Annotated in this window: 23 protein-coding genes; 15 read left to right on the top strand and 8 right to left on the bottom strand. The window is 70.3% G+C overall.

All coding sequences use genetic code 11. The features are described from left to right. Positions 1-175: 175 nt before the first annotated feature. Entirely contained in the window at positions 176-802 is a 627-nt protein-coding gene (locus ACT53R_RS01405; RefSeq protein ID WP_476170043.1) for a DUF47 domain-containing protein, read from the top strand. Positions 803-815: 13 nt separating this feature from the next. Continuing rightward, positions 816-1937 (top strand): inorganic phosphate transporter, encoded by a 1122-nt coding sequence (locus ACT53R_RS01400; protein WP_476170042.1) that lies wholly within the window; start codon positions 816-818, stop codon positions 1935-1937. A gap of 106 nt (positions 1938-2043) precedes the next feature. Here ACT53R_RS01400 and ACT53R_RS01395 read toward each other — a convergent pair whose 3' ends face one another. Next, on the bottom strand, positions 2044-2454 hold the full coding sequence (locus ACT53R_RS01395; protein WP_476170041.1) for a hypothetical protein: 411 nt from the start codon (positions 2452-2454) through the stop codon (positions 2044-2046). 41 nt (positions 2455-2495) lie between these two features. Between ACT53R_RS01395 and ACT53R_RS01390 the strand changes: the two genes are divergently transcribed. Continuing rightward, a complete protein-coding gene (locus ACT53R_RS01390) occupies positions 2496-2831 on the top strand; it encodes an MGMT family protein (RefSeq protein ID WP_476170040.1) in 336 nt (111 codons plus the stop codon). 10 nt (positions 2832-2841) lie between these two features. Here ACT53R_RS01390 and ACT53R_RS01385 read toward each other — a convergent pair whose 3' ends face one another. Further along, positions 2842-3501 carry a 2OG-Fe(II) oxygenase gene (locus tag ACT53R_RS01385; RefSeq protein ID WP_476170039.1) on the bottom strand — a complete coding sequence of 220 codons (660 nt, stop codon included), beginning with the start codon at positions 3499-3501 and terminating at the stop codon, positions 2842-2844. A 56-nt stretch (positions 3502-3557) separates the two neighbouring features. Here ACT53R_RS01385 and ACT53R_RS01380 point away from each other — a divergent pair, with 56 nt between their 5' ends. Further along, entirely contained in the window at positions 3558-4241 is a 684-nt protein-coding gene (locus ACT53R_RS01380; RefSeq protein ID WP_476170038.1) for a rhomboid family intramembrane serine protease, read from the top strand. A gap of 99 nt (positions 4242-4340) precedes the next feature. Beyond that, positions 4341-4850 (top strand): hypothetical protein, encoded by a 510-nt coding sequence (locus tag ACT53R_RS01375; protein WP_476170037.1) that lies wholly within the window; start codon positions 4341-4343, stop codon positions 4848-4850. 81 nt (positions 4851-4931) lie between these two features. Here the strand turns inward: ACT53R_RS01375 and ACT53R_RS01370 are convergent, their stop codons facing one another. The 4 genes from ACT53R_RS01370 to ACT53R_RS01355 are packed head-to-tail and all read right to left on the bottom strand — an operon-like array spanning position 4932 to position 9353. Further along, the gene (locus tag ACT53R_RS01370) at positions 4932-5420 is read right to left on the bottom strand and encodes a Slp family lipoprotein (protein ID WP_476170036.1); all 489 of its coding nucleotides are present in this window, start codon (positions 5418-5420) and stop codon (positions 4932-4934) included. A gap of 19 nt (positions 5421-5439) precedes the next feature. Then, the gene (locus tag ACT53R_RS01365; RefSeq protein WP_476170035.1) at positions 5440-7428 is read right to left on the bottom strand and encodes a transglutaminase TgpA family protein; all 1989 of its coding nucleotides are present in this window, start codon (positions 7426-7428) and stop codon (positions 5440-5442) included. After that, entirely contained in the window at positions 7421-8392 is a 972-nt protein-coding gene (locus ACT53R_RS01360; RefSeq protein WP_476170311.1) for a DUF58 domain-containing protein, read from the bottom strand. The genes ACT53R_RS01365 and ACT53R_RS01360 overlap by 8 nt, the downstream gene beginning before the upstream one ends. Before the next feature lie 34 nt (positions 8393-8426). Next, positions 8427-9353 (bottom strand): AAA family ATPase, encoded by a 927-nt coding sequence (locus ACT53R_RS01355; RefSeq protein ID WP_476170034.1) that lies wholly within the window; start codon positions 9351-9353, stop codon positions 8427-8429. A 176-nt stretch (positions 9354-9529) separates the two neighbouring features. Between ACT53R_RS01355 and ACT53R_RS01350 the strand changes: the two genes are divergently transcribed. Then, a complete protein-coding gene (locus ACT53R_RS01350) occupies positions 9530-11392 on the top strand; it encodes a glycosyltransferase family 39 protein (protein ID WP_476170310.1) in 1863 nt (620 codons plus the stop codon). Positions 11393-11629: 237 nt separating this feature from the next. On the opposite strand, the gene ACT53R_RS01345 is transcribed toward ACT53R_RS01350, so the two are convergent. Both ACT53R_RS01345 and ACT53R_RS01340 read right to left on the bottom strand, forming a co-directional pair. After that, on the bottom strand, positions 11630-12205 hold the full coding sequence (locus ACT53R_RS01345; protein ID WP_476170309.1) for a Maf family protein: 576 nt from the start codon (positions 12203-12205) through the stop codon (positions 11630-11632). 4 nt (positions 12206-12209) lie between these two features. Beyond that, entirely contained in the window at positions 12210-12593 is a 384-nt protein-coding gene (locus ACT53R_RS01340; RefSeq protein ID WP_476170033.1) for a hypothetical protein, read from the bottom strand. 118 nt (positions 12594-12711) lie between these two features. On the opposite strand from ACT53R_RS01340, the gene ACT53R_RS01335 reads away from it, so the two are divergent. The 9 genes from ACT53R_RS01335 to mltG all read left to right on the top strand — a co-directional run bounded on the left by ACT53R_RS01335 (position 12712) and on the right by mltG (position 20787). Next, positions 12712-13233, top strand: a complete 522-nt coding sequence (locus tag ACT53R_RS01335; protein WP_476170032.1) for a YceD family protein — start codon at positions 12712-12714, stop codon at positions 13231-13233. A 100-nt stretch (positions 13234-13333) separates the two neighbouring features. Next, positions 13334-13528: a 50S ribosomal protein L32 gene (rpmF, locus tag ACT53R_RS01330; protein WP_476170031.1), complete on the top strand. Its 195-nt coding sequence runs from the start codon at positions 13334-13336 to the stop codon at positions 13526-13528. A gap of 228 nt (positions 13529-13756) precedes the next feature. Next, entirely contained in the window at positions 13757-14737 is a 981-nt protein-coding gene (locus ACT53R_RS01325) for a beta-ketoacyl-ACP synthase III (protein ID WP_476170030.1), read from the top strand. A 197-nt stretch (positions 14738-14934) separates the two neighbouring features. After that, positions 14935-15696 carry a 3-oxoacyl-ACP reductase FabG gene (fabG, locus tag ACT53R_RS01320; protein WP_476170029.1) on the top strand — a complete coding sequence of 254 codons (762 nt, stop codon included), beginning with the start codon at positions 14935-14937 and terminating at the stop codon, positions 15694-15696. 135 nt (positions 15697-15831) lie between these two features. Continuing rightward, on the top strand, positions 15832-16071 hold the full coding sequence (gene acpP / locus ACT53R_RS01315; RefSeq protein ID WP_476170028.1) for an acyl carrier protein: 240 nt from the start codon (positions 15832-15834) through the stop codon (positions 16069-16071). 145 nt (positions 16072-16216) lie between these two features. After that, positions 16217-17458 carry a beta-ketoacyl-ACP synthase II gene (gene fabF / locus ACT53R_RS01310; protein ID WP_476170027.1) on the top strand — a complete coding sequence of 414 codons (1242 nt, stop codon included), beginning with the start codon at positions 16217-16219 and terminating at the stop codon, positions 17456-17458. A gap of 22 nt (positions 17459-17480) precedes the next feature. Further along, positions 17481-18869 carry an aminodeoxychorismate synthase component I gene (locus ACT53R_RS01305; protein ID WP_476170026.1) on the top strand — a complete coding sequence of 463 codons (1389 nt, stop codon included), beginning with the start codon at positions 17481-17483 and terminating at the stop codon, positions 18867-18869. After that, positions 18866-19714, top strand: coding sequence for an aminodeoxychorismate lyase (pabC, locus tag ACT53R_RS01300; RefSeq protein ID WP_476170025.1), 849 nt, complete (start codon positions 18866-18868; stop codon positions 19712-19714). The genes ACT53R_RS01305 and pabC overlap by 4 nt, the downstream gene beginning before the upstream one ends. Beyond that, complete coding sequence (mltG, locus tag ACT53R_RS01295) at positions 19711-20787, top strand: endolytic transglycosylase MltG (RefSeq protein ID WP_476170024.1); 1077 nt, start codon at positions 19711-19713, stop codon at positions 20785-20787. The genes pabC and mltG overlap by 4 nt, the downstream gene beginning before the upstream one ends. The last annotated feature ends 13 nt before the right edge of the window (positions 20788-20800 follow it).

Below are 20800 nucleotides of genomic sequence, written 5' to 3'. Positions count from 1 at the left end.
AGCAGGCGGGTCCGGCGCCCCCGCGGCAGGCCGGGGGCGCTCCGGCGGGCGCCCGGGCGGGACGGGCGGGATGACAGTCCCGTGTCGGCGGGGTGACGGTCCGGCGGCGGATGTCACATCGAAGTCACAATTCGGACTTACGCTATTCACATCACCGTCATCGAGGCGAGCGCCCATGTTCTCCCTGCAAACCATCTTCGGCTCCGGCCAGCAGTTCTACGGCCTGCTCGACGAAGCCGCCGCGGCCGCCCACGAGAGCGCCCAGGCCTTGCACGCGATGATGAAGGCCACCGACCGCCAGCCTGCGCTGGACGCCTTCAAGCTGGCCCGCACCCGCGAGCGCGCCGCCTCCGACAAGATCGGCAAGGCGCTGGTCGACAGCTTCATCACGCCGATCGAGCGCGAGGACATTGAGGCCCTGGGCTCGGCGCTGTACAAGATCCCCAAGCAGATCGAGAAGTTCGCCGACCGCTACTCGCTGGCGATCCAGCACCTGGAAGGCATCGATTTCGCGCCGCGCGCGGCGATGCTGGAGCAGGCCGCGAGCGTGGTCGTCGAGATGGTCCGCGAGCTGCGTCACCTCAACATCGACCGCATGACCGCGCTCAACGAGAAGCTGCGCGCGATCGAGAACGAGGCCGACCGGCTGATGCTGGAGCTGTACCGCGACATCTACTCGGGCAAGCTCGACAGCCTGCAGATGTTCCTGCTGAAGGAGTTCTTCGAGATCCTCGAGAAGGCGATCGACCGCTGCCGCGAAGCCGGCGTCGTCGCCTACCAGATCGTGCTGAAGAACAGCTGACGGGAGCGTCGACATGCTCACCCTCGTGCTGCTGGTCGTCCTGGCCGCGCTCGTCTTCGAGTTCATCAACGGCTTCCACGACACCGCCAACTCCATCGCCACCGTGGTCGCGACCAAGGTGCTGAGTCCGGGCAAGGCGGTGATCCTGGCCGCGGCGATGAACCTCGTCGGTGCCTTTTCCGGCGTCGCGGTCGCCAAGACCATCTCCTCCGGCCTGGTCAACACCGACGTGGTCAACGTCACCTCGCAGGTGCTGATCTGCGCGCTGGCCGGCGCCATCGTCTGGAACCTGATCACCTGGTGGCGCGGTCTGCCGTCGTCGTCGTCGCATGCGCTGATCGGCGGCCTCAGCGGCGCCGCGCTCGCCGCGGCCCACAACGACTGGGCCGCGCTGATCTGGTCCAAGGCCAGCGACGAAGGCTGGACCCACAACAAGGGCCTGCTGTGGAAGGTCGTGGTGCCGATGATCAGCTCGCCGATCGTCGGCTTCACCCTCGGCGCGCTGATCATCTTCCTGCTCTACGCGATCATCGCCGGCATGACGAAGGCCGGCGGACCGCTGGCCCGTGTCGTGCGCCCGCGCTGGGTCAATGCGTTCTTCGGCAAGGCGCAGTTCCTGTCGGCGGCCTACATGGGCTACGCGCACGGTCGGCAGGACGCGCAGAAGACCATGGGCATCATCGCGCTGGCCCTCTTCGCGGCGCAGGCCGCGGGCAGTCTGGACGACCTGCCGACGTGGCTCGCCTTCCTGCATCCGGACGGCGGCAAGGAGGACATCGACACCTGGGTGATCGCGACCTGTGCGCTGGTGATGGCGGCCGGTACCGCCGCCGGCGGCTGGAAGATCATCAAGACCATGGGCCACAAGATGGTGAAGCTGCAGCCCATCGACGGCTTCGCCGCGGAAACCGCCTCGGCGACGATCCTCGTGACCGCCTCGGCGTTCGGCATGCCGGTCTCGACCACCCACAGCATCTCGACCTCGATCATGGGCGTGGGCTTCGCCAAGAACCCGCGTGCGCTGAAGTTCGGCGTGATCGAGCGCATCGTGTGGGCGTGGATCCTGACGATCCCGGCCGCGGCAGGCGTGTCCTACGGTCTGTTCTCGCTGGTGCGGGTGATGGGCTGGGAGTGACCGGCGGATGCCTTCCGCCCGCAACAAGACGAAGGCCCGCGCGAGCGGGCCTTCGTCGTTTTCCGGAGGTGTCCCTGGTCGCGGGCGGACGCCGCGATGCCGTCGGTCAGAGCAGGTCGCCGCCTGCAGACAGCGCGCGCTCCAGCTGGTCGCCCATGCCGCCGATCTCCAGGATCAGCCGGTCGACTTCGGCGCCGGAGAGCGCGTCGTAAGGGCGGTTCTCGCACAGCTGCAGGTAGGGCACGCGGTCGAGTTCGCCGATCGCGAGGTAGCCGACACGGCTTTCCCAGTTGAAGGCGAGGGCGCGGCGGCAGTCGATGCCGGTGGTCGGGGCGATGACGGTGCTCACCCGGAGGTAGGTGCGGCCGTCCTCGCTTTCCAGTTCGGACAGGAAGATCGCCTGGTGGCGGCGACCGTGGTCGAGGGACAGTTCGACGCAGAGCAGATAGGGCTCCTGCATCGTGATCCGGAAGTCGCCGGCGGTGAGGTGACTGCGGACCTGTTCGAAATTCTGCATGGGACGGCCTGGGGGAAAGCGTGGCGATATGCTACCTGCCCATGACCGGACTGTCTGCCGCCGACCGCATCCTCGCCGCGATCCGCGCGATCCCGCGCGGCGAAACCGCCGCCTACGGCGTGGTCGCGCAACGCGCCGGCCTGCCCGGGCGCGCACGACTGGTCGCGCGGCTGCTGTCGCAGAACGACGATCCGCGGCTGCCCTGGCATCGCGTGCTGCGCGCCGACGGCCGCAGCGCGTTCCCGCCGGGATCTGAACAGCAGCGCGAACAGCTCGACCGCCTGCGCCGCGAGGGCGTGGCGATCGACGCGCATGGCCGCGTGCGCAGCGGGAAGCGTGGCGCGAAGACCGTCGACGAAGCCGTCTGGGGGCCGTAGCGCGACGTACTCAGCGCAGGCCGTGGCCGACGTTGCGGCGGAACCACGCCGCGATGCTGAAGCGCTCGCGATGCGCCGGCAGCACTTCGTGTTCGCGTTCGCTGAGGAAGCACAGGCTGACGCCGACGGGCGCGATGTCGACGTGGCTGCCGTCGTCCGCATGCAGGCGCAGCGCGCCGCCGTCGGCGTCGCCCCAATCATCGTTGAGGTAGCTCACCAGCGTCACCACGCGCGCGTCGCTGTCGCGGAAGCGGTCGCGATGCCGCGCGTAGCCGCCGCCGGGCGGGTAGGCGGCGTAATGGGCCTCGCATTCGTCGAGGCCGAGGAACAGGCGGCGGTTGAGCTCCAGGCGCAGCGCGTCCATCCGCGCGAGGAAGTCGCGCGCCGGATCGCCGCAGCGGGGGTCGTCCAGCCACAGCGTGGCGTCGGCACGGATGTCGCGGCGCAGGTCGCGTCCCGCACCGCGCCCCACGGACGCCGGTGCGAGCGCGCCGTCCGCCTGCAGGCGGCGCAGGTCCTCGCGCAGCGCGGTGCGCAGCCCTGGCGCGGGCCATCCGACGATGCGGCAGGCACCGTGCGCGGACAGCGCATCCGCGAGCGCGGCGCCGTCGAAGGTGCCGGCCTGCGGGTCGGCGGCGAGGTCGACGCAGGGAGCGGTCGTCGTGGTCATCCCGGTATGATACGGGCCGCGTCGCCGACGCATTCCCTTTCCCCCGAGGGCCACGGATGTTGTCCAGGATTCCCCCGGTCGTCCGGGCGCTGCTGATCGCGAATGTCGTCGCGTTCGTGCTGCAGTTGATCATGCCGGAGGCATGGATCGTTCCGCTGGAGTTGTGGCCATTGAAGTCGCAGCTGACGGTGCTTTGGCCCGGCGCGACCTTCCTGCCGTGGCAACTGGTCACGTCGGCGTTCCTCCATGCCGATCCGCTGCACCTGGTCTTCAACATGATGGGCCTGGTGATGTTCGGCGTGCCGCTGGAGTACCACTGGGGCTGGCGCCGTTTCCTCGTCTACTACACGGTCAGCGTGCTGGGCGCGAGCCTGTGCCAGTTGGCGCTGGCTTCGTGGTCGGTCGCGCAGGGAAACGACGCCTACTCCACCATCGGCGCCTCGGGCGGCGTGTACGGCTTGATCCTCGGGTACGGCCTGCTGTTCCCGACGCACCGTGTGATGCTGCTGTTCCCGCCGATCCCGATGAGCGCGCGGACGCTGGCGATCGTGTTCGGCGTGATGGCGCTGCTGTTCGGCCTGACCGGGCAGGAGTCGGGCGTCGCCCATTTCGCCCATCTCGGCGGCATGCTGGCCGGGTGGTTGATGATCCTGCTGTGGCGCCGCCGCCCTCCGCCCGGGGCCGCGCCGCCGGCACCGCCGAAGCGGAAACGGCCGTCCCACCTGCGTGTGGTCAAGTGAGCGGCGGCACGGCCCTGATCGCCTTGGCGGACGGGGTGCTGTGGTATGTTGCCGCGGGCGGGATGCGGACCGAGGACAGTTGCGGGTGACGAGCCGATCATGAAGTGGGACCCCTTCACCATCATCGAACAGGTGCTGATCCTGTTGGTGATCACCAGCCAGATCTGGATCTCGATCAAGGTCATCCTCGACTCCGTAGGCGCCGAGCAGTACGTGCGCATCATGTCGTTCGCGACCGGCTTCCTGGCCTTCCTGATCACCCGCGCACTCGGCGTCACCTTCGCCGACCTGATGCTGATCACGCATTCGCAGAACAACCCGTTCGGCATCATGCTGATCGGCGCGGCGTTCCCGTTCCTGGTCGGCATCCTCATCTCCGAGGGCACGATCATCGCGCTGAAGCTGGGCATGCCGGTGCCGATCCGCATGGTGCTGCTGATCGCCGCCTTCACCTTGTCGCAGGCGGCGTACACCAACTACGTGGCGCTGGCCTCGAAGGTCACGACGCTGGACAAGGCCTTCATCCCGAACCTGTCCTATTCGATTGCGGTGGGTCTGTGGCTGACCTTCCGCTATCGCGACAAGCACACGCCGACCGGGCCGAAGTAGGGCCGGCGGCAGTCACGAAAAAGGCGGCCGATGGCCGCCTTTTTCGTGTCGCGGATCGTCGCGGCTTGCCGGCTTTGCGGCTTACCAGCGACCCCACCACGGCCACCACGGGCTGGGACGTTCGACGACGTTGATCTTCTCGCGCACCGGCCAGAGATAGACCACGTCCGCGGCGACGCGCGGGAAGCGGTAGTCGTACTCGCCGATCTTGCGGTTCTCGTAGCCGTCGATGCGGCCGGTGAAGGTCACTTCGCGCTTGTCGGTGAACAGCGCCGGGTCGTAGAAGCCGGCGCGGCAGGCGATGAAGCGGCCGCGGGTGTCGTCGGCGGCCCAGTACGGGCGGCCCGAGCTGTCCAGCTCGGTCGACAGCACTTCGAAGCAGGTGCGGTCGGCCAGCGGTTCGGTACGGACGATGCGGCCGCCCCAGCGCACCGTCTGGCCGGTGCTGTCCTGCTGCACGGCTTCGTGCGGGGTGACGGTGGCGAAGGTGCCGCGCAGGGGCTGGGCGGTGGTGGCGCAGCCGGCGAGGGCGGCGGCCAGCGCGGCGACGGCGAGGATGCGTGCGTGCATGGAAGGCTCCGGAAGGGGATCAGGGGCGGTGTCGCCGCAGGTCGCGGATCAGGCCGCGTGGATCGCCGGCACCACCATGGTCGCGAGCGTACCGCCAATCCGCGAAACGTGCGCTGAGTTCGCGCAGGGCGCCGGCCTGCGGGCGCGCGGCGACCACGCGGGCGGCCCAGGCGCCGGCCGGCTCGTGGCGCTCGCGCGCGAGGCCGAGACGGCGATAGCGCGCTTCCATGATTCGCCAGGCGCGCAGGACCGGGTCGCGTTCGCGCTCCTGCCGCGTGGTCAGCCAGAACATCCCGCCCAGCGCCAGTGCGACCGCCAGCACGAACAACTGGATCAGCTTCGCCGAATCCAGGTCCGGCACGCCCAGCGGTTGCAGCAGCCGGCGCTGGCGCGAGGCGTCGTAGCCCAGCACGAAGTCGTTCCAGCCGCGGCGCATCCAGTCGCCGACGTCGAACACCGGCGCCAGCCCGGCGAAGTCGCCGAGCATGCCCGGGCGACGGTCGTCGAGGGTGTCGAAGATCCGTTCCGGCGCCACCGCGGCGGTCGGGTCGACGCGCGTCCAGCCGCGGTCTTCCAGCCAGATCTCGGCCCAGGCGTGCGCGTCCGAACGCCGCACCAGCCAGTAGTCGCCGACCGGGTTGCGGTAGCCACCGGCATAGCCGGTGACGACGCGTGCGGGGATGCCCGCGGCGCGCATCAGCACCACGAACGCGCCGCTGAAGTGCTCGCAGTAGCCGGCCTTGCGATCGAACAGGAACTCGTCGACGGTGTCGCGCCCCATCGGCGGCACGTCGAGCGTGTAGGCGAATTCGGCGTGGATCCACGCCAGCGCGCGATCGGCGATGGCGGTGTCGCTGGCGACGCCGGGGGCACCGGCGTCGCGGCGCCAGCGCTGCGCGAGCGCCACGGCGCGCGGGTTGTAGTCGGGCGGCAGGCGCAGCGCGAGCGCGCGCAGCGGTGGCGGCAGACCATCGCCGACGCCGAAGCGGGCCACCGCGCGCATCCGCCAGCGAGTGACGTCGTTGAGCGGCTGCAGGCTGCGCAGGCCGCCGTCGCGGCGCTGCACCGCACCGTCGGGCACCGACAGCGGCACGTCCAGCGCGACCAGGTCGTGGCGTTCGGTCGGTTCGACCTCGAGTTCGTAATCGAAGCGCGGCGCGTCGGCGGGCGGGGCGGGCACGGCGCCGACGGCGCTGGCGCTGGCGCGGGTCGAGGTCGACCATGTGCGACCGTCGAAATTCCACAGCACGGGGCCGCGCCAGTACAGCTGGTTCCGCGGCGGCGCCGGGCCGGTGAAGGTGGCGCGCAGGGCGGGGCTTTCGTCGGCCATGAGATCGGCCCAGTCGCCGGGCGACATGTGGTCGGACAGACCGGGCCGGCTGACCGCGCGATCGGGCACGCCCCACATCGGCGAGGACAGCCGCGGGAACAGCCAGAACACGCCCATCGCCAGCGGCAGGCCGATGCCGACCATGCGCGCCACCGCGACGAACCGCGTCCACGGCCGGCCCGGCGGCGCGGTTTCGCCGACTTCCACTTCCGACAGCTTCAGCAGCGACGCCAGCACCGTGAGCGCGGCGACCAGCCCCAGCGCCAGCGACGTCGGCCCCTGGTCCAGCAGGAAGGTCGCAAACGGCGCGAACAGGGCGAAGCCGAGCAGGCTGCGGGCGTCGCGCTGGCCGCGCAGTTCGGCCGGCTTGAGCGCGAGCATCGCCGCCAGCAGCGCGCAGCCGGTGTCGCGGCCGAAGCGGAAGCCGTACAGCACCGTGACCGTGCCAATGAGGGCGACGATCAGCACCAGCTTCAGCCACGCGGGCGCGCGGCCCTCGCGCGCCAGCAGCGGGATCGCGATCGCCACCACGCCGATGCCCGCGCCGAGCGCGCCGGGCTGTTGCAGCAGCAGCGGCAGCAGGCAGGTCGCGGCCGCGGCAAGCACCCACAGACGCGCGACGGCGTCGAGCGGTTTGACGTCGAGTGGCGTCGCTGGTGACGAGGCGGATTCAGCCATGGCCCGGCCCGTCCGGCAGCAGCGCCAGCGCCTTCAGGCAGGCGTGGCGATGGGCGACGCCCTGCGCCGGCCCCAGCGGCGGCTGGCCGGGCAGGCGCAGGCGATAACGGCGACCGTCGCGTTCGGCCTCGTCCACCCAGCGCGCGAGCCGCTGGATCCGCGCCTCCCACGGCAGCGACGCCAGCGCGTTCCAGTCGAGGTCGAGGTCCGCGCCCAGCGGCTGTTCGTACTCGCGCACCAGCAGTTCGTCGCGGCGTGCGGACGGCTTCCACGCGATGGCCCGGCGCGAATCGCCGCGGCGGTAGGCGCGCAGGTGGTGCACGTCGTCGCCGGCCGGATGCAGCCGCGCGATTGCGCGGTCGCCGCCGCCGTCGGGCAGCGGCGGGCCGTGGGCTTCGGGCGTCGGGTAAACGAGGATCGGGCGATCCGGCCAGACGTAGCTCCAGGCGAACACCAGCCCCAGCGGGCGCGTGGTCGACAGTCGCAGCCGGCCCGGGTCGAACCAGCCGCGGCGCTTCGTCGGCACGCTCAGCACGGCCTCGCCGGCGCCGTCGCGCAGGGAGAACCACGTGCCCTGCGCGCCGTTCGCGCCGGACATCGTCTCGATCCGCAGGCCGCGGCGTTCGCGCCCGGGATCGGCGCGGAAGTGGATGCGCAGCTCCAGCGGCTGGCCGGCGCTCACCGGCTCGGCACCCGCGGCCACCACGCGCAATCCCGACAGTTGCAGGTGTGCGGCGAACAGTCCGGTCTGCGCCGCGCTGCCCAGCAGCAGCGCGAGCAGCAGCGCCGGGTTGTTGTTGTAGTTCAGCGCGCCCAGCAGCATCGCCGCGATCAGCGCGGCGAAGAACAGGCCGAAGCCGCTGGGCAGCACGTAGATGCGGTGACGGTCGAACGCCACCGGCAGCGGCTCCGGGCCGCGCGGCCGGATCCAGCGCGCGGCGCGGCCTTCCATCCAGGTGCGCAGCATCGTGCCGGCGTCGCGCATCGCGGCGTCGCGCTCAGTCCACCGGCACCGCGCGCAGGATCGCCTGCGCCAGCGTCTTGCCATCGCCGCCATCGGCGTCCGCGGTGAGGCGATGCGCGGCGACCGCGACGAACAGCGTCTGCACGTCCTCGGGCAGCACGTGCGCGCGTCCCAGCAGCAGCGCATGCGCCCGCGCGGCGCGCAGCAGCGCGAGGCCCGCGCGCGGCGACAGGCCCACGCGCACACCCGGGTGATGGCGGCTGCGCGCGAGCAGCCGCTGCACGTAATCGATCAATGCCTCGCTGGCATGGATGCCCGCCACCTCGCGGCGCAGCGCGCGCACGTCGTCGGCGCTCAGCACCGGCGCGCTGCGCGCGATCAGGTCGCGGCGGTCGTCGCCGGCGAGCAGCGCGCGCTCGGCGTCCTCGGGCGGATAGCCCAGGTGCAGCCGCAGCAGGAAGCGGTCGAGCTGCGAGTCGGGCAGGGGATAGGTGCCGGACAGGTCGACCGGGTTCTGCGTGGCGATCACGAAGAACGGGTCCGGCAGCGGATGGGTGGTGCCGTCGACGGTGACCTGGTGCTCGGCCATCGCCTCCAGCAGCGCGCTCTGCGTGCGTGGCGGCGCACGGTTGATCTCGTCCGCCAGCAGCACCTGCGCGAACACCGGGCCGGGATGGAAGCGGAAGCCGCGGGTCTGCGCATCGAACACCGACACGCCGACGATGTCCGACGGCAGCAGGTCGGAGGTGAACTGCACGCGCTGGAAGGCCAGCCCCAGCGTCGCGGCCAGCGCATGCGCCAGCGTGGTCTTGCCGAGGCCGGGCAGGTCCTCGATCAGCACGTGGCCGTCGGACAGCAGGCCGACGAACGCCAGCCGCACCTCGTCCGGCTTGCCCAGCACCAAGGCGTTGACCTGCGCCTGGGCGCGTTCGAGGGCGTTGCGGACGGGGTCGTTTAGCATGTGCGGGCTCGCGGCGTGGCGTCATGGCATCGCCCCCGCGGCGATGGCGCGGGCGACGGGTTCGGACAGCAGGGTTCGGACAGCGTGTGCAGCGGAAGGTTCGAACGACAGGCGTCGTGCAGTGGGTCCGAGGCGGGTCCGACCGCGCGAACGGCAGTGTAATGGACGAAGGGTCGATGCAGCAGACGGTGTTCGCAAAGCGGAGTTTCATCGCCACCTGGGCCGCGGCCACGCTGCTGAAGGTCGCGCTCGCCCTGCACTTGCCGCTGTTCGTGGACGAAGCGTTCTACTGGCAGGAAAGCCGGCATCCGGCCTGGGCGTATTCCGACCTGCCGGGCTTCACCGCCGCGCTGGTGCGGCTGGGCGAAGCCGTGGCCGGGCACGGGCTGCTCGGCGTGCGCTGGCCGTTCCTGCTGATCGCGGCGTGGCTGCCGTGGCGGATCGTCGCGATCGCGCGGCGCGAGGTCGGCGGCGATGTCGCTTTTGCCTGGCAGGCCGGCACGCTGGCGCTGCTGTTGCCGCTGCTGGGCACGCTGGGCCTGCTCGCGTTGCCCGACGTGCCGCTGGCGCTGGCGACGGTGCTGTGCCTCGACGCCGGCGCGCGGCTGCTGCGCGAGGTGCGGTGGTCGTCGGTGATGCTGCTGGCGACGGGGCTCGTGATCGGCGGGCTCACGCACTACCGCTTCGTCGCGGTGATCGGCGTCGGGTTCGTCGCGCTGCTGCTGGCGCCAGAAGGCCGCCGCGCGCTGCGCGATTTCCGCGTGTGGCTGGCGCTGGCGATCGGTGCGCTGGCGTGGTGGCCGCTGCTGCAGTGGAACCTCGACAACGCGGACGCCGGTTTGCGCTTCCAGTTGGTCGACCGGCATCCGTGGGCGTTCCATCCCGACGGCATCGCGTTCGTCGCCGTGCAGGCGCTGTTCGTCACGCCGCTGCTGCTGTGGGCGCTGCTGCGTGCGGGCCTCGCGAACCGCGGCACCGCATCCGCGCCGGGCGTGCGGTATCTCGCGCGGTCGGGCCTGCTGGTGTTCGCCGGCTTCTTCGCGCTGGGCTTCTTCGCCGACAGCGAGCGTGTGAGTTTCCATTGGCCATTGCCGGCGTATCTCGCGCTGCTGCCGCTGGCGCCGGCGACGCTCGCGCACTGGCCCGCGTTCGCGCGACGCGCGACCTGGGCGGTGGCCGCGTTCGGTCTCGTCGTCAGCCTCGGCTATTACCTGGTCGCCGCGACGCCCGCGCTGCGCGCGCGGCTCGCCGACAGGCAGGTCTATCCCGCGAATTTCGCCGGTTGGAATGAGCTTGCGGACGCGGTCGCCGCGAAACGTGCGGCCATGCCCGCCGGCACGACCCTGCTGGCCGACGATTTCAAGATCGGCGCCGAACTGGGCTTCCTGCTCGATGATCCGCGCATCCCGGTGCTCGACCATCCGCTCAACGTGCACCACGGCCGCGCGCCGCAGCTCGTGCTGTGGGGCCTGCATCGCGATGGTCGCGCGCTGCGCGAGACCGCGCCGCAGTTGCTGGTCGTCGGTGCCACCCATGTCGAGTTCCGCCAGCAGCTCGCGCACTGGCATTCGCTCTGCGAGCGCGTGGGCCCGCTGCCGCCGCCGACCGTGCTGGATGTCGACGGCGGCCGCAAGCGTTACCTGCTGTTCGCGCTGTCGGGGCCGCGCTCGCCCGGGCCGTGCGTGGCGCCGGCGATGGCGTGGATCGATGCGCCGGAAGCAGGTGCGACCGTGCCGCGGAAGTTCGCGATGACCGGCTGGGCGTTCAAGGACGGGGCGGGGCTGGGTTCGGTGGAGGTGTTCGTCGACGGCCGCTGGTTTGCTCGCGCCGGCTACGGCCTGTCGCGGCCGGAGGTGGTCGGCTTCTGGGCGAAATGGCGCGACGGCGGCTCCACCGATCCTCAGCAGCCGAACGTCGGTTTCCGCGCCGACCTGGATCTCGCCGGCGTACCGCCCGGCCGCCATCGCATCACGCTGCGCCTGCATGGCCGCGACGGCAGCGTCGAGGACTGGGTCGAGCACCCCGTCGTGCTCGAGTAGCGTGACACGCCGCACCGCGGCCTTTCCGAAGCATCCGCGTCTGGATCGAGAGCCTGCGTCTCCCGTGGGAGCGACGGAAGTCGCGACGGACGAAAGAAAGTCTTTCCGCAGCCCGTCGCGACTTCCGTCGCTCCCACGCATGGCGTGTCGGCGATTCGCGGGGATGGGTGTCGGTTTGTTTCCGGAGCCGGGGCGACGGCGCGCCGCTCTACGTTTGCAGCGACGTGCGTCCCGGCGTCAGGGCACCGCGAACCCCGCCTCGCGCAGCAGCCGGGCGGTGGCGATCAGCGGCAGGCCGACCAGCGCGGTCGGGTCGCGATTGTCGATCGCCTCGAACAGCGCGATGCCGAGGCCCTCGCACTTGAAGCTGCCGGCGCAGTCCAGCGGGCGCTCGCGTTCGACGTAGCGGGCGATCTCGTCGTCGCCCAATGCGCGGAAGCGCACCGTGGTGACGTCGAGCGCCTCCAGCCGACGGCCGTCGGGCCCGGCCAGGCACAGCGCGGTGAGGAAGCGGACCTCGCGGCCCGACATCGCCTGCAACTGGGCGATGGCGCGTTCGATGGTGCCCGGTTTGCCGAGCGGGCGGCCGTCGAGTTCGGCGACCTGGTCGGAGCCGATCGTCCAGGCATTGCCGGCCTGCGTGACCACCGCCTCGGCCTTGGCGCGGGCCAGGCGGACGGCGAGGGCATCGGGCCGCTCGCCGGCGAGCGGCGTCTCGTCGACTTCGGGCCGGGCCGTATCGAACGGCAGGCCGAGCCGCTCCAGCAGGGCGCGGCGGTAGACCGAGGTCGAGGCGAGGATCAGCCCGGGCATGGGATCAGGCATCGGGGGCGGAGCCGCGGGCGCGCTGCACCAGCGTCAGCTGCTGGTCGATGCGGTCGCGGGCTTGGTCGATCGACACCCGCATCGCGTCCAGCTGTTTCACCGGCGCGGTCGCGCCGTGTTCCCGCAGCCACAGCCGCTGGCGCAGCATTTCCTGCAGGGCGGTGAGGACCGTGTCGTCCTCGCCGCCGGTCAGGGTCTCGATCTCGGTGCGGGCGACCCGCAGCCGAGCCTCGAGGGCGTCCGCGGCGTCCAGCAGCCGGGTGTAGGCGCGTTCGCGGGATCCGTGGCGACGGGACAGGCGCCAGGCGATGATCAGGATGACGGCCGGAACGGCCAGCAACAGCAGGGTCGCGACGGGAAGGGAGAAAGCGGTCACACGACGGGCCCGAACGCGGGCGGACAGTCTGCCGCGGGCGCCGGCGGTCGGCAAATCGCCGGCGAAGCAAGGGCTTGGGTTTGACACCGGCGGGGTCGGTCCCTACCATTCCGCGCTTATGTCCGCTGAAGTGCCCGAAGTTCTGGATGCTTGGCGCATGGCGGCGGCACGACGCGCTTTCGCGGGTCGTGTGCCGTTGTCCGCGATGCACCGCCTGAGCGATCTGCTGGCCGATGCCGAAGGGGAAGCGCGCTTCTCCCTCGAGTTCGGCCAGGACGTGCTCAAGGTGCCGTTCGCGGAACTGCAGGTCGATGCCGAACTGCCGCTGGTCTGCCAGCGCAGCCTCAAGCGTTTCCTGCATCCGGTGTCGTTGACCCAACGCTACGCGCTGCTGCGCGAGGCCGAAGGCGACGGCGAGGACGTCGAAGCCGCGCTGCCTCCGGGCTACGAGGCCTTGATGGTGGCGGACGACGGCCTGCTGCGGCCGGCGGAACTGGTCGAGGACGAACTCATCCTCGCCGTGCCGCTGGTCCCGGTGATGCCGGGCGTCGAACCGGTCGAACACGACTGGCCGGTGCCGGAAGACGAAGGACAGCGCGCCAGCCCGTTCGCGGCGCTGGCGGCACTGAAGAAGACCTGAGGACGACGACGGCCGCGATGGCCGTGCCGCCCTCGCCCGGGGCGAAAGCGTTCGTCCCGGCCACGACAAGCGATTCACGATTCGAGCTGGAGCGATTCCCATGGCTGTTCAGAAATCCCGCGTCACCCCGTCCCGCCGCGGCCAGCGTCGTTCGCACGACGCCCTCACCGCGAAGCAGCTGGCCACCGACCCGACCACCGGCGAAGTGCACCTGCGTCACCACCTCACCGAAAGCGGCTTCTACCGCGGCCGCCAGGTGATCGCGCCGAAGACCAAGGTCGTCGACGAAGAGTGATGCCCGCGGCGCCCCCGGGCGCCCTCGGCATCGCGCCGGCGTTTCCGGCGCATCCGCGGAAGCGGCCTCCGGGCCGCATCCGTGCTTTCGGGTCCGACGGTTTTCTCGCCGTCGACCGCCACGCGGGGCAACCGATTCGACGGTGCCCGCGCCGCCGTGCCTGTCGGGCGCGTGCGGTCTCCGCCGGCAGGAGCCACGGCGTTCCATCCACAGGGGGAATCTGCTGGCATGACCGACCGAATCTACGCGCGCATCGCGGGCACCGGCAGTTATCTGCCCGAAAAGGTCCTCACCAACGAGGATCTCTCGAAGATCGTCGACACCAGCGACGAATGGATCGCGTCCCGCACCGGCATTCGCCAGCGGCATGTCGCCGCCGAAGGCGAAACCACCTGCGACCTCGCGTACCACGCCGCGATGCGTGCGCTCGAAGCGGCCGGTGTCGCGCCGTCCGAGCTTGACCTGATCATCCTCGGTACCACGACGCCGGACATCATCTTTCCGTCCACGGCCTGCCTCCTGCAGCACCGCCTCGGTGCCGAAGGCTGTCCGGCGTTCGACGTCAACGCCGCCTGCTCGGGCTTCATCTACGCGCTGTCGATCGCCGAGAAGTTCGTGCGCAGCGGCACCGTGAAGACCGCACTGGTCGTCGGCGCCGAAACGCTGACCCGCATGCTCGACTGGAACGACCGCACCACGTGCGTGCTCTTCGGTGATGGCGCGGGAGCGGTGGTGCTGCGTGCAGACACCGAGACCGGCATCCTCAGCACCCATCTGCATGCCGATGGCGGCAAGAAGGAACTGCTGTGGAATCCGGTCGGTGTATCGGTCGGTTTCAAGCCGGAGGAGCACAACGCCGGCGTGCGCGTGATGATGGCCGGCAGCGACGTATTCAAGCATGCGGTCAAGGCGCTGGATTCGGTGGTCGACGAAACCCTCGCGGCCAACGGCCTCGGTCGCGGCGACCTCGACTGGCTGATCCCGCACCAGGCGAACCTGCGCATCATCGATGCCACCGCCAAGCGCCTCGAAATGCCGATGGAGCGGGTGATCGTCACGGTCGATCGCCATGGCAACACCTCTGCCGGTTCGGTGCCGCTGGCGCTGGACGAGGCGGTGCGCTCCGGTCGCGTGCAGCGCGGCCAGTTGCTGCTGCTCGAAGCCTTCGGCGGCGGCTTCACCTGGGGTTCGGCGCTGCTGCGTTACTAGGCCGCATTCCGGGACAACTGTCCTTTCCGGAAGCCGTCGCGATTCTGTGATCGCGACGGCTTTTTTCATGCCGGTACACCATTTCGACATACGCCCTCGTACAGACAGACCGCGGGTTTCGCCCGTATCATCGCCCCTCGGATTTCAGCAGGGGGCTGTGCCGCTCGTCGGCACGGGTCCCGGACCCCACGGAACGCATGAGCCAAGACGCCAATTCCCAACGCCCGCTGCAGGGCACGATCGCCCTCGTCACCGGTGCCAGCCGCGGCATCGGCGCGGCCATTGCCGACACCCTCGCCGCGCAGGGCGCGACGGTGGTCGGCACCGCCACCACGGATTCGGGCGCGCAGGCCATCGCCGATCGCCTGGCGCCGCTGGGTGGCCATGGTCGTCGTCTCGATGTCGCCAGCAGCGCCGAGGTCGAAGCGCTGATCGACGCCATCGCGAAGGAGTTCGGCGCGATCGGCATCCTCGTCAACAATGCCGGCATCACCCGCGACAACCTGCTGATGCGCATGAAGGACGAGGAATGGCAGGCCATCCTCGACACCAACCTCAGCAGCGTGTTCCGCACCAGCAAGGCGGTGATGCGCGGGATGATGAAGGCGCGCAAGGGCCGCATCATCAACATCGCCTCGGTGATCGGCGTCACCGGAAATCCGGGGCAGACCAACTACGCCGCGGCCAAGGCCGGCATCATCGCCTTCAGCAAGTCGCTGGCGAAGGAAGTCGGTTCGCGCGGGATCACCGTCAACGTCGTCGCGCCCGGGTTCATCGATACCGACATGACCCGCGCGATGCCCGAATCCGCAAAGGAAGGCCTCGTCGGCCAGATCGCGCTCGGCCGCCTCGGCGACGCGCAGGACATCGCCGACGCGGTCGCGTTTCTCGCCGGTCCCGGCGCCGGCTACATCACCGGCGAAACGCTGCACGTCAACGGCGGGATGTACATGCCGTGACGGGCAACGGAGGTACGGGTTTTTCCTGTATTTTTCGTTAAGTCATTGAATCGGAAAGACCTGTTGTCGGCTACTGCGCCATCGGGTTTCCCTTACACTATCCACCGCAATATCCCTCACCGGAGTACATCACTCATGAGCAGCATCGAAGAACGCGTCAAGAAGATCGTGGTCGAGCAACTCGGCGTCAAGGAAGATGAAGTCACCAACAACGCGTCGTTCGTCGATGATCTCGGCGCCGACTCGCTTGACACCGTCGAGCTGGTGATGGCCCTCGAAGAAGAGTTCGAGTGCGAGATCCCGGACGAAGACGCCGAAAAGATCACTTCGGTGCAGCAGGCCATCGATTACGTGAAGGCCCACGTCAAGGCCTGATCGAACCGGGCATGATGCCCGCCCGGGCTTCGTGCCCGGGTCCACGCCGGGGCCGCATCGCGGCCCTCTGCGTTTTGGAGACCTTCCCACGCCGCACGACACGATGTCCCCTTGTCGTCGCGGCCCGTCGTACCGGAGTCATGCAATGTCGAAGCGTCGTGTCGTCGTCACCGGCCTGGGCATCCTCACGCCCCTGGGCAACGATCTGGCCAGCAGTTGGGATGGCATCATCAATGGCCGCAGTGGCGTGGGTCCGATCACGCAGATCGATGCGTCGAATTTCGCGACGCGCATCGCGGCCGAAGTGAAGGGATTCGATCCGACGGCCTGGGTGCCTGCCAAGGACGTCAAGAAGATGGACTCGTTCGTCCTCTACGGCGTTGCCGCCACGCAGATGGCGCTGCGCGATGCCGGCCTCGAGGTCAACGAATCGAACGCCGAGCGCATCGGTGCGATCATCGGTTCGGGCATCGGCGGCATCCACGGCATCGAGGAGCAGGCCATCCGCATGCACGAAGGCGGCGTGCGCAAGGTTTCTCCGTTCTACATCCCCAGCACCATCATCAACATGCTGCCGGGCCACATCAGCGTGATCGCCGGCATCAAGGGCCCGAATTTCTCCGCGGTCTCGGCCTGCGCCAGCGCGAACCATTCGATCGGCACCGCGATGCGCCTGATCCAGTACGGCGATGCCGATGCGATGATCGCCGGCGGTGCCGAACGCGGCATCACCAATACCTCGGTCGGCGGCTTCGGTGCGATGAAGGCGATGACCACCCGCAACGACGATCCGACCCGCGCCTCGCGGCCCTGGGATCGCGATCGCGACGGCTTCGTCATCGGCGACGGCGCCGGCATCCTCATCCTCGAGGAATACGAATTCGCGAAGGCGCGCGGTGCGCGCATCTACTGTGAACTGCTCGGCTCCGGCGCCAGTTCCGACGCCTACCACATCACCGCGCCCAGCGAGGACGGCGAAGGCCCGGCGCGCTGCATGAAGGCGGCGCTGCGCGACGCCGGCCTGCTGCCGTCGCAGATCGGCTATCTCAACGCGCACGGCACGTCGACGCCGCTGGGCGACCTGGCCGAGACGCAGGCGATCAAGCGCGCGTTCGGCGACGCCGCGATGACGTCGCTGATGGTCAGCTCCACCAAATCGATGACCGGCCACCTGCTCGGCGCCGCCGGCGGTGTGGAAGCGGCGTTCTCGGTGATGGCGCTGCACACCGGCATCGTGCCGCCGACGATCAACCTCGACGAGCCTGGCGAAGGCTGCGACCTTGACTACGTGCCGAACGTGGCGCGCGAACGTCACCTCGACTATGTCATGTCCAATGGTTTCGGTTTCGGCGGCACCAACGCGAGCCTGATCTTCGGGCGTCTCTGATCCGCCGCAGTCGGCCGCCCGCATGATCGTCACCCGCGCGTTGCCCGCGGATTGCGACCCGTTGCGCCTGCATCGCGGCGCGCCCGAGCGCTATCCACTGTTGCTGCAATCCACGTCGTCTTCCCTCGCGCCCGGGCATGCCCTGGCGCGCTGGGATCTGCTGATGGCCGCCAACGGTGAATCGCTGCGACTCGATCGCGATGGCCGCGTGCGCGATGCCGTGGGCATCGATCGCGGCGACGATTTCCTCGCCTTGCTCGACGCCGACTGGCGTGCACTGCGCACCGCGCGCGAAGAGCCGCGCTGGCCGTTCCATGGCGGCTGGGCGCTGCTGCTGTCGTACGAGCTCGCCGCGCAGGTCGAGCCCGTGCTGCGGTTGCCGCCGGCCGAAGGCGTGCTGCCGGTCGCGCTGGCGCTGCGCTGCCCCGCCGCGGTCCTGCGCGATCGCGTGACCGGCGAGTGCATCGCGCTGGCGGAAACCGGTGCGGAGGCGATGCTCGACGCGATCGTCGCCGACCTCGATGCGTTCGCCGCGGCGCCGCTGCCCGAATGGCGCGCACCCGACTCGCTGCACGAAGACGCCCCCGAGCGATTCACCGACGGTGTGCGCCGCATCCTCGATTACCTCGCCGCAGGCGACGTGTTCCAGGTCAACCTCTCTCGCGCGTGGCGCGGACGCTGCGCGACGTACGCGCCCGACGCACTGTACGCACGCCTGCGCGAAGCGAGCCCGGCGCCGTTCGCCGGCAGCTTCGCCGGCATCACCGACGGCCGCGCTTGGGCAGTGGTGAGTTCCTCGCCGGAGCGGTTGGTGTCGGTGCGCGGTGACGTGGTCGAGACGCGGCCGATCGCCGGCACGCGCCCGCGCTTTGCCGGTGACGACGACGCGGCGCGCGTGCGCGAACTGGTCGGTCATCCGAAGGAGCGCGCCGAACACGTGATGCTGATCGACCTCGAGCGCAACGACCTCGGTCGCGTCTGCGCGCCGGGCAGTGTCGAGGTCGACGAACTGATGACGGTCGAAAGCTATTCGCACGTGCACCACATCGTCAGCAACGTGCGCGGCAGGCTGCGCGACGGCGTGACGCCGGGCGAGGTGCTGCGCGCGGTGTTTCCCGGTGGCACCATCACCGGTTGCCCGAAGGTGCGCTGCATGGAGATCATCGCCGAGCTGGAAGGCGAGGGCCGCGGCGCCTACACCGGCGCGTTCGGCTGGCTCGACCGCGACGGCGACCTCGATCTCAACATCCTCATCCGCAGCGCGGAAATGCAGGCCGATGACGACGGCGGCGCCACGCTGCGCTTCCGCACCGGCGCCGGCATCGTCGCCGACTCCGATCCGCTGCGCGAACTCGACGAAACCCGGGCCAAGGCGCGCGGGTTGCTGAAGGCGCTGGAGGGCGGCGCGTGACGACGCGTCTGTTCGTCGGTGATGCCGCGGCGCAGGCGTCGCAGCTCGCCGAAGGCCGCGGCTTCGCCTACGGCGACGGCGTGTTCGAGACCATGCGTGCGACCGGCGGCGCGATCCCGTGGTGGCCGGCGCATCGCGCGCGGCTGCTGGCAGGCGCGACGCGGCTCGGCATCGCGCTGCCGTCGGTGGCGATGCTCGATCGCGAAGTCGGCGATTTCGCCGCGCGCCATGCCGACGCGACGATCAAGCTGATCCTCACGCGCGGCAGCGGCGGTCGCGGCTATGCGCCGTCGCCCGATGCGCCGCCGGTGTGGACGCTGATCGCCGTGCCGCTGCCGCCACCGCCGCGCGCGGGCGGTCTGGTGCTGCACTGGTGCGACACGCGGCTGGCGTTGCAGCCGGCGCTGGCCGGCCTGAAGCACTGCAACCGTCTGGAACAGGTGCTGGCCCGCGCCGAGTGGGCGGCGGCGGGCGTCGATCCGGCGGACGTCGACGAGGGACTGATGCGCGACACCGAGGGCCACGTCATCTGCGCCACCGCCGCGAACCTCTTCGTCTGGCGCGACGGCCGCTGGTCCACGCCGCCGGTCGACCGCTGCGGCATCGCCGGTGTCTGCCGCGGCTGGCTGGTCGACGCGCTCGACGCCGAGGTCGCGCCGCTGTCGGTGGCCGACGTCGAGGGGGCCGGAGCGCTGCTGCTGTGCAATGCCCTGCGCGGTATCCTGCCCGTGGCCCGGCTGGGTGCGCGGGTCTGGGCGCCGCATCCGGTCGTGGCCGAGGCGCGGCGCCGGCTGGCCGCCGCGCATCCCGCCTTCGCCCCGGCGCCGCAAGAGGAGTCTCCGTGAGTCCGCGATCCCCGTTCCGTCTCGGCCGGCTGCTGCTGGTCCTGGTCGCGTTCGCCGTGCTGGGCGCCGGTGTCGCCGGCCTGTTCGCGTACCGCCACTACCAGGGCTTCGCCGATGCGCCGATGCCCGGCCTGCACGACGGCGACACGCTGGTGGTCGATCCCGGCGACTCGCTGCCGAAGGTGCTGCGCAAGCTGGAGGCCCGCGGGATCCCGGTGCGTCCGCTGGAGTGGCGCGCGCTGGCGAAGGACACGGGTGCGGCCGGCCGCATCCAGATCGGCGAGTACGCGCTCAAGCCCGACATGACCCCGCGCGAACTGCTGGTCGCGATGCGCGACGGCAAGGTGCTGCAGTACCGCGTGACCATCGTCGAGGGCTGGAACATCCGCGACGTGCGCGCGGCGCTGGTGAAGGCGCGGCCGCTGAAGCAGGAAAGCACCGCACTCGACGATCGCGCGCTGATGAAGGCGATCGGTCGCGGCGGCCAGCATCCCGAAGGCCGCTTCCTGCCCGAGACCTACGTCTACACCCGCAGCGACAGCGATCTCGACGTGCTGCGTCGCGCTGCCGACGCGATGGACAAGGCGCTGGCCGAGGCCTGGGCCGGTCGCGACAAGGACCTGCCGCTGCAGTCCGCCTACGAACTGCTGACGCTGGCGTCGATCGTCGAGAAGGAAACCGGCATCGCCGACGAGCGGCCGAAGATCGCCGGCCTGTTCGTGCGCCGGCTGAAGGTGCCGATGCGGCTGGAGACCGATCCGACCGTGATCTACGGGCTCGGCAGCCGTTACACCGGCAACATCCGCAAGGTCGACCTGCTCACCGACACGCCGTACAACACCTACACCCGCGACGGCCTGCCGCCGACGCCGATCGCCATGCCCGGCAAGGCCGCGCTGCTCGCGGTTGCGCATCCGGCGCCCGGCGATGCGCTGTTCTTCGTCGCGGTGGGCGACGGCAGCGGCCGCCACGTGTTCACGAAGACCTACGCCGAGCACCAGTCGGCGGTCGCGGACTACCTGCGCCACTATCGCGAACAGCGCGCCGCGGAGCGGCAGGCGGCGACGCCGTGACCGACGCGACGCC

This window comes from Lysobacter sp. DMC104 (assembly GCF_056313665.1).
Note: the sequence above shows the minus strand (reverse complement) of the source record. Positions and strands in the feature narration are given on the sequence as shown.

What these genes read in the sequence shown, in the direction of transcription:
- ACT53R_RS01405 (WP_476170043.1), top strand. Translation starts at nt 176, where the DNA reads ATGTTCTCCCTGCAAACCATCTTCGGCTCCGGCCAGCAGTTCTACGGC.
- ACT53R_RS01400 (WP_476170042.1), top strand. Translation starts at nt 816, where the DNA reads ATGCTCACCCTCGTGCTGCTGGTCGTCCTGGCCGCGCTCGTCTTCGAG.
- ACT53R_RS01395 (WP_476170041.1), bottom strand. Translation starts at nt 2,454, where the DNA reads ATGCAGAATTTCGAACAGGTCCGCAGTCACCTCACCGCCGGCGACTTC.
- ACT53R_RS01390 (WP_476170040.1), top strand. Translation starts at nt 2,496, where the DNA reads ATGACCGGACTGTCTGCCGCCGACCGCATCCTCGCCGCGATCCGCGCG.
- ACT53R_RS01385 (WP_476170039.1), bottom strand. Translation starts at nt 3,501, where the DNA reads ATGACCACGACGACCGCTCCCTGCGTCGACCTCGCCGCCGACCCGCAG.
- ACT53R_RS01380 (WP_476170038.1), top strand. Translation starts at nt 3,558, where the DNA reads ATGTTGTCCAGGATTCCCCCGGTCGTCCGGGCGCTGCTGATCGCGAAT.
- ACT53R_RS01375 (WP_476170037.1), top strand. Translation starts at nt 4,341, where the DNA reads ATGAAGTGGGACCCCTTCACCATCATCGAACAGGTGCTGATCCTGTTG.
- ACT53R_RS01370 (WP_476170036.1), bottom strand. Translation starts at nt 5,420, where the DNA reads ATGCACGCACGCATCCTCGCCGTCGCCGCGCTGGCCGCCGCCCTCGCC.
- ACT53R_RS01365 (WP_476170035.1), bottom strand. Translation starts at nt 7,428, where the DNA reads ATGGCTGAATCCGCCTCGTCACCAGCGACGCCACTCGACGTCAAACCG.
- ACT53R_RS01355 (WP_476170034.1), bottom strand. Translation starts at nt 9,353, where the DNA reads ATGCTAAACGACCCCGTCCGCAACGCCCTCGAACGCGCCCAGGCGCAG.
- ACT53R_RS01350 (WP_476170310.1), top strand. Translation starts at nt 9,530, where the DNA reads ATGCAGCAGACGGTGTTCGCAAAGCGGAGTTTCATCGCCACCTGGGCC.
- ACT53R_RS01345 (WP_476170309.1), bottom strand. Translation starts at nt 12,205, where the DNA reads ATGCCCGGGCTGATCCTCGCCTCGACCTCGGTCTACCGCCGCGCCCTG.
- ACT53R_RS01335 (WP_476170032.1), top strand. Translation starts at nt 12,712, where the DNA reads ATGTCCGCTGAAGTGCCCGAAGTTCTGGATGCTTGGCGCATGGCGGCG.
- rpmF (WP_476170031.1), top strand. Translation starts at nt 13,334, where the DNA reads ATGGCTGTTCAGAAATCCCGCGTCACCCCGTCCCGCCGCGGCCAGCGT.
- ACT53R_RS01325 (WP_476170030.1), top strand. Translation starts at nt 13,757, where the DNA reads ATGACCGACCGAATCTACGCGCGCATCGCGGGCACCGGCAGTTATCTG.
- fabG (WP_476170029.1), top strand. Translation starts at nt 14,935, where the DNA reads ATGAGCCAAGACGCCAATTCCCAACGCCCGCTGCAGGGCACGATCGCC.
- acpP (WP_476170028.1), top strand. Translation starts at nt 15,832, where the DNA reads ATGAGCAGCATCGAAGAACGCGTCAAGAAGATCGTGGTCGAGCAACTC.
- fabF (WP_476170027.1), top strand. Translation starts at nt 16,217, where the DNA reads ATGTCGAAGCGTCGTGTCGTCGTCACCGGCCTGGGCATCCTCACGCCC.
- ACT53R_RS01305 (WP_476170026.1), top strand. Translation starts at nt 17,481, where the DNA reads ATGATCGTCACCCGCGCGTTGCCCGCGGATTGCGACCCGTTGCGCCTG.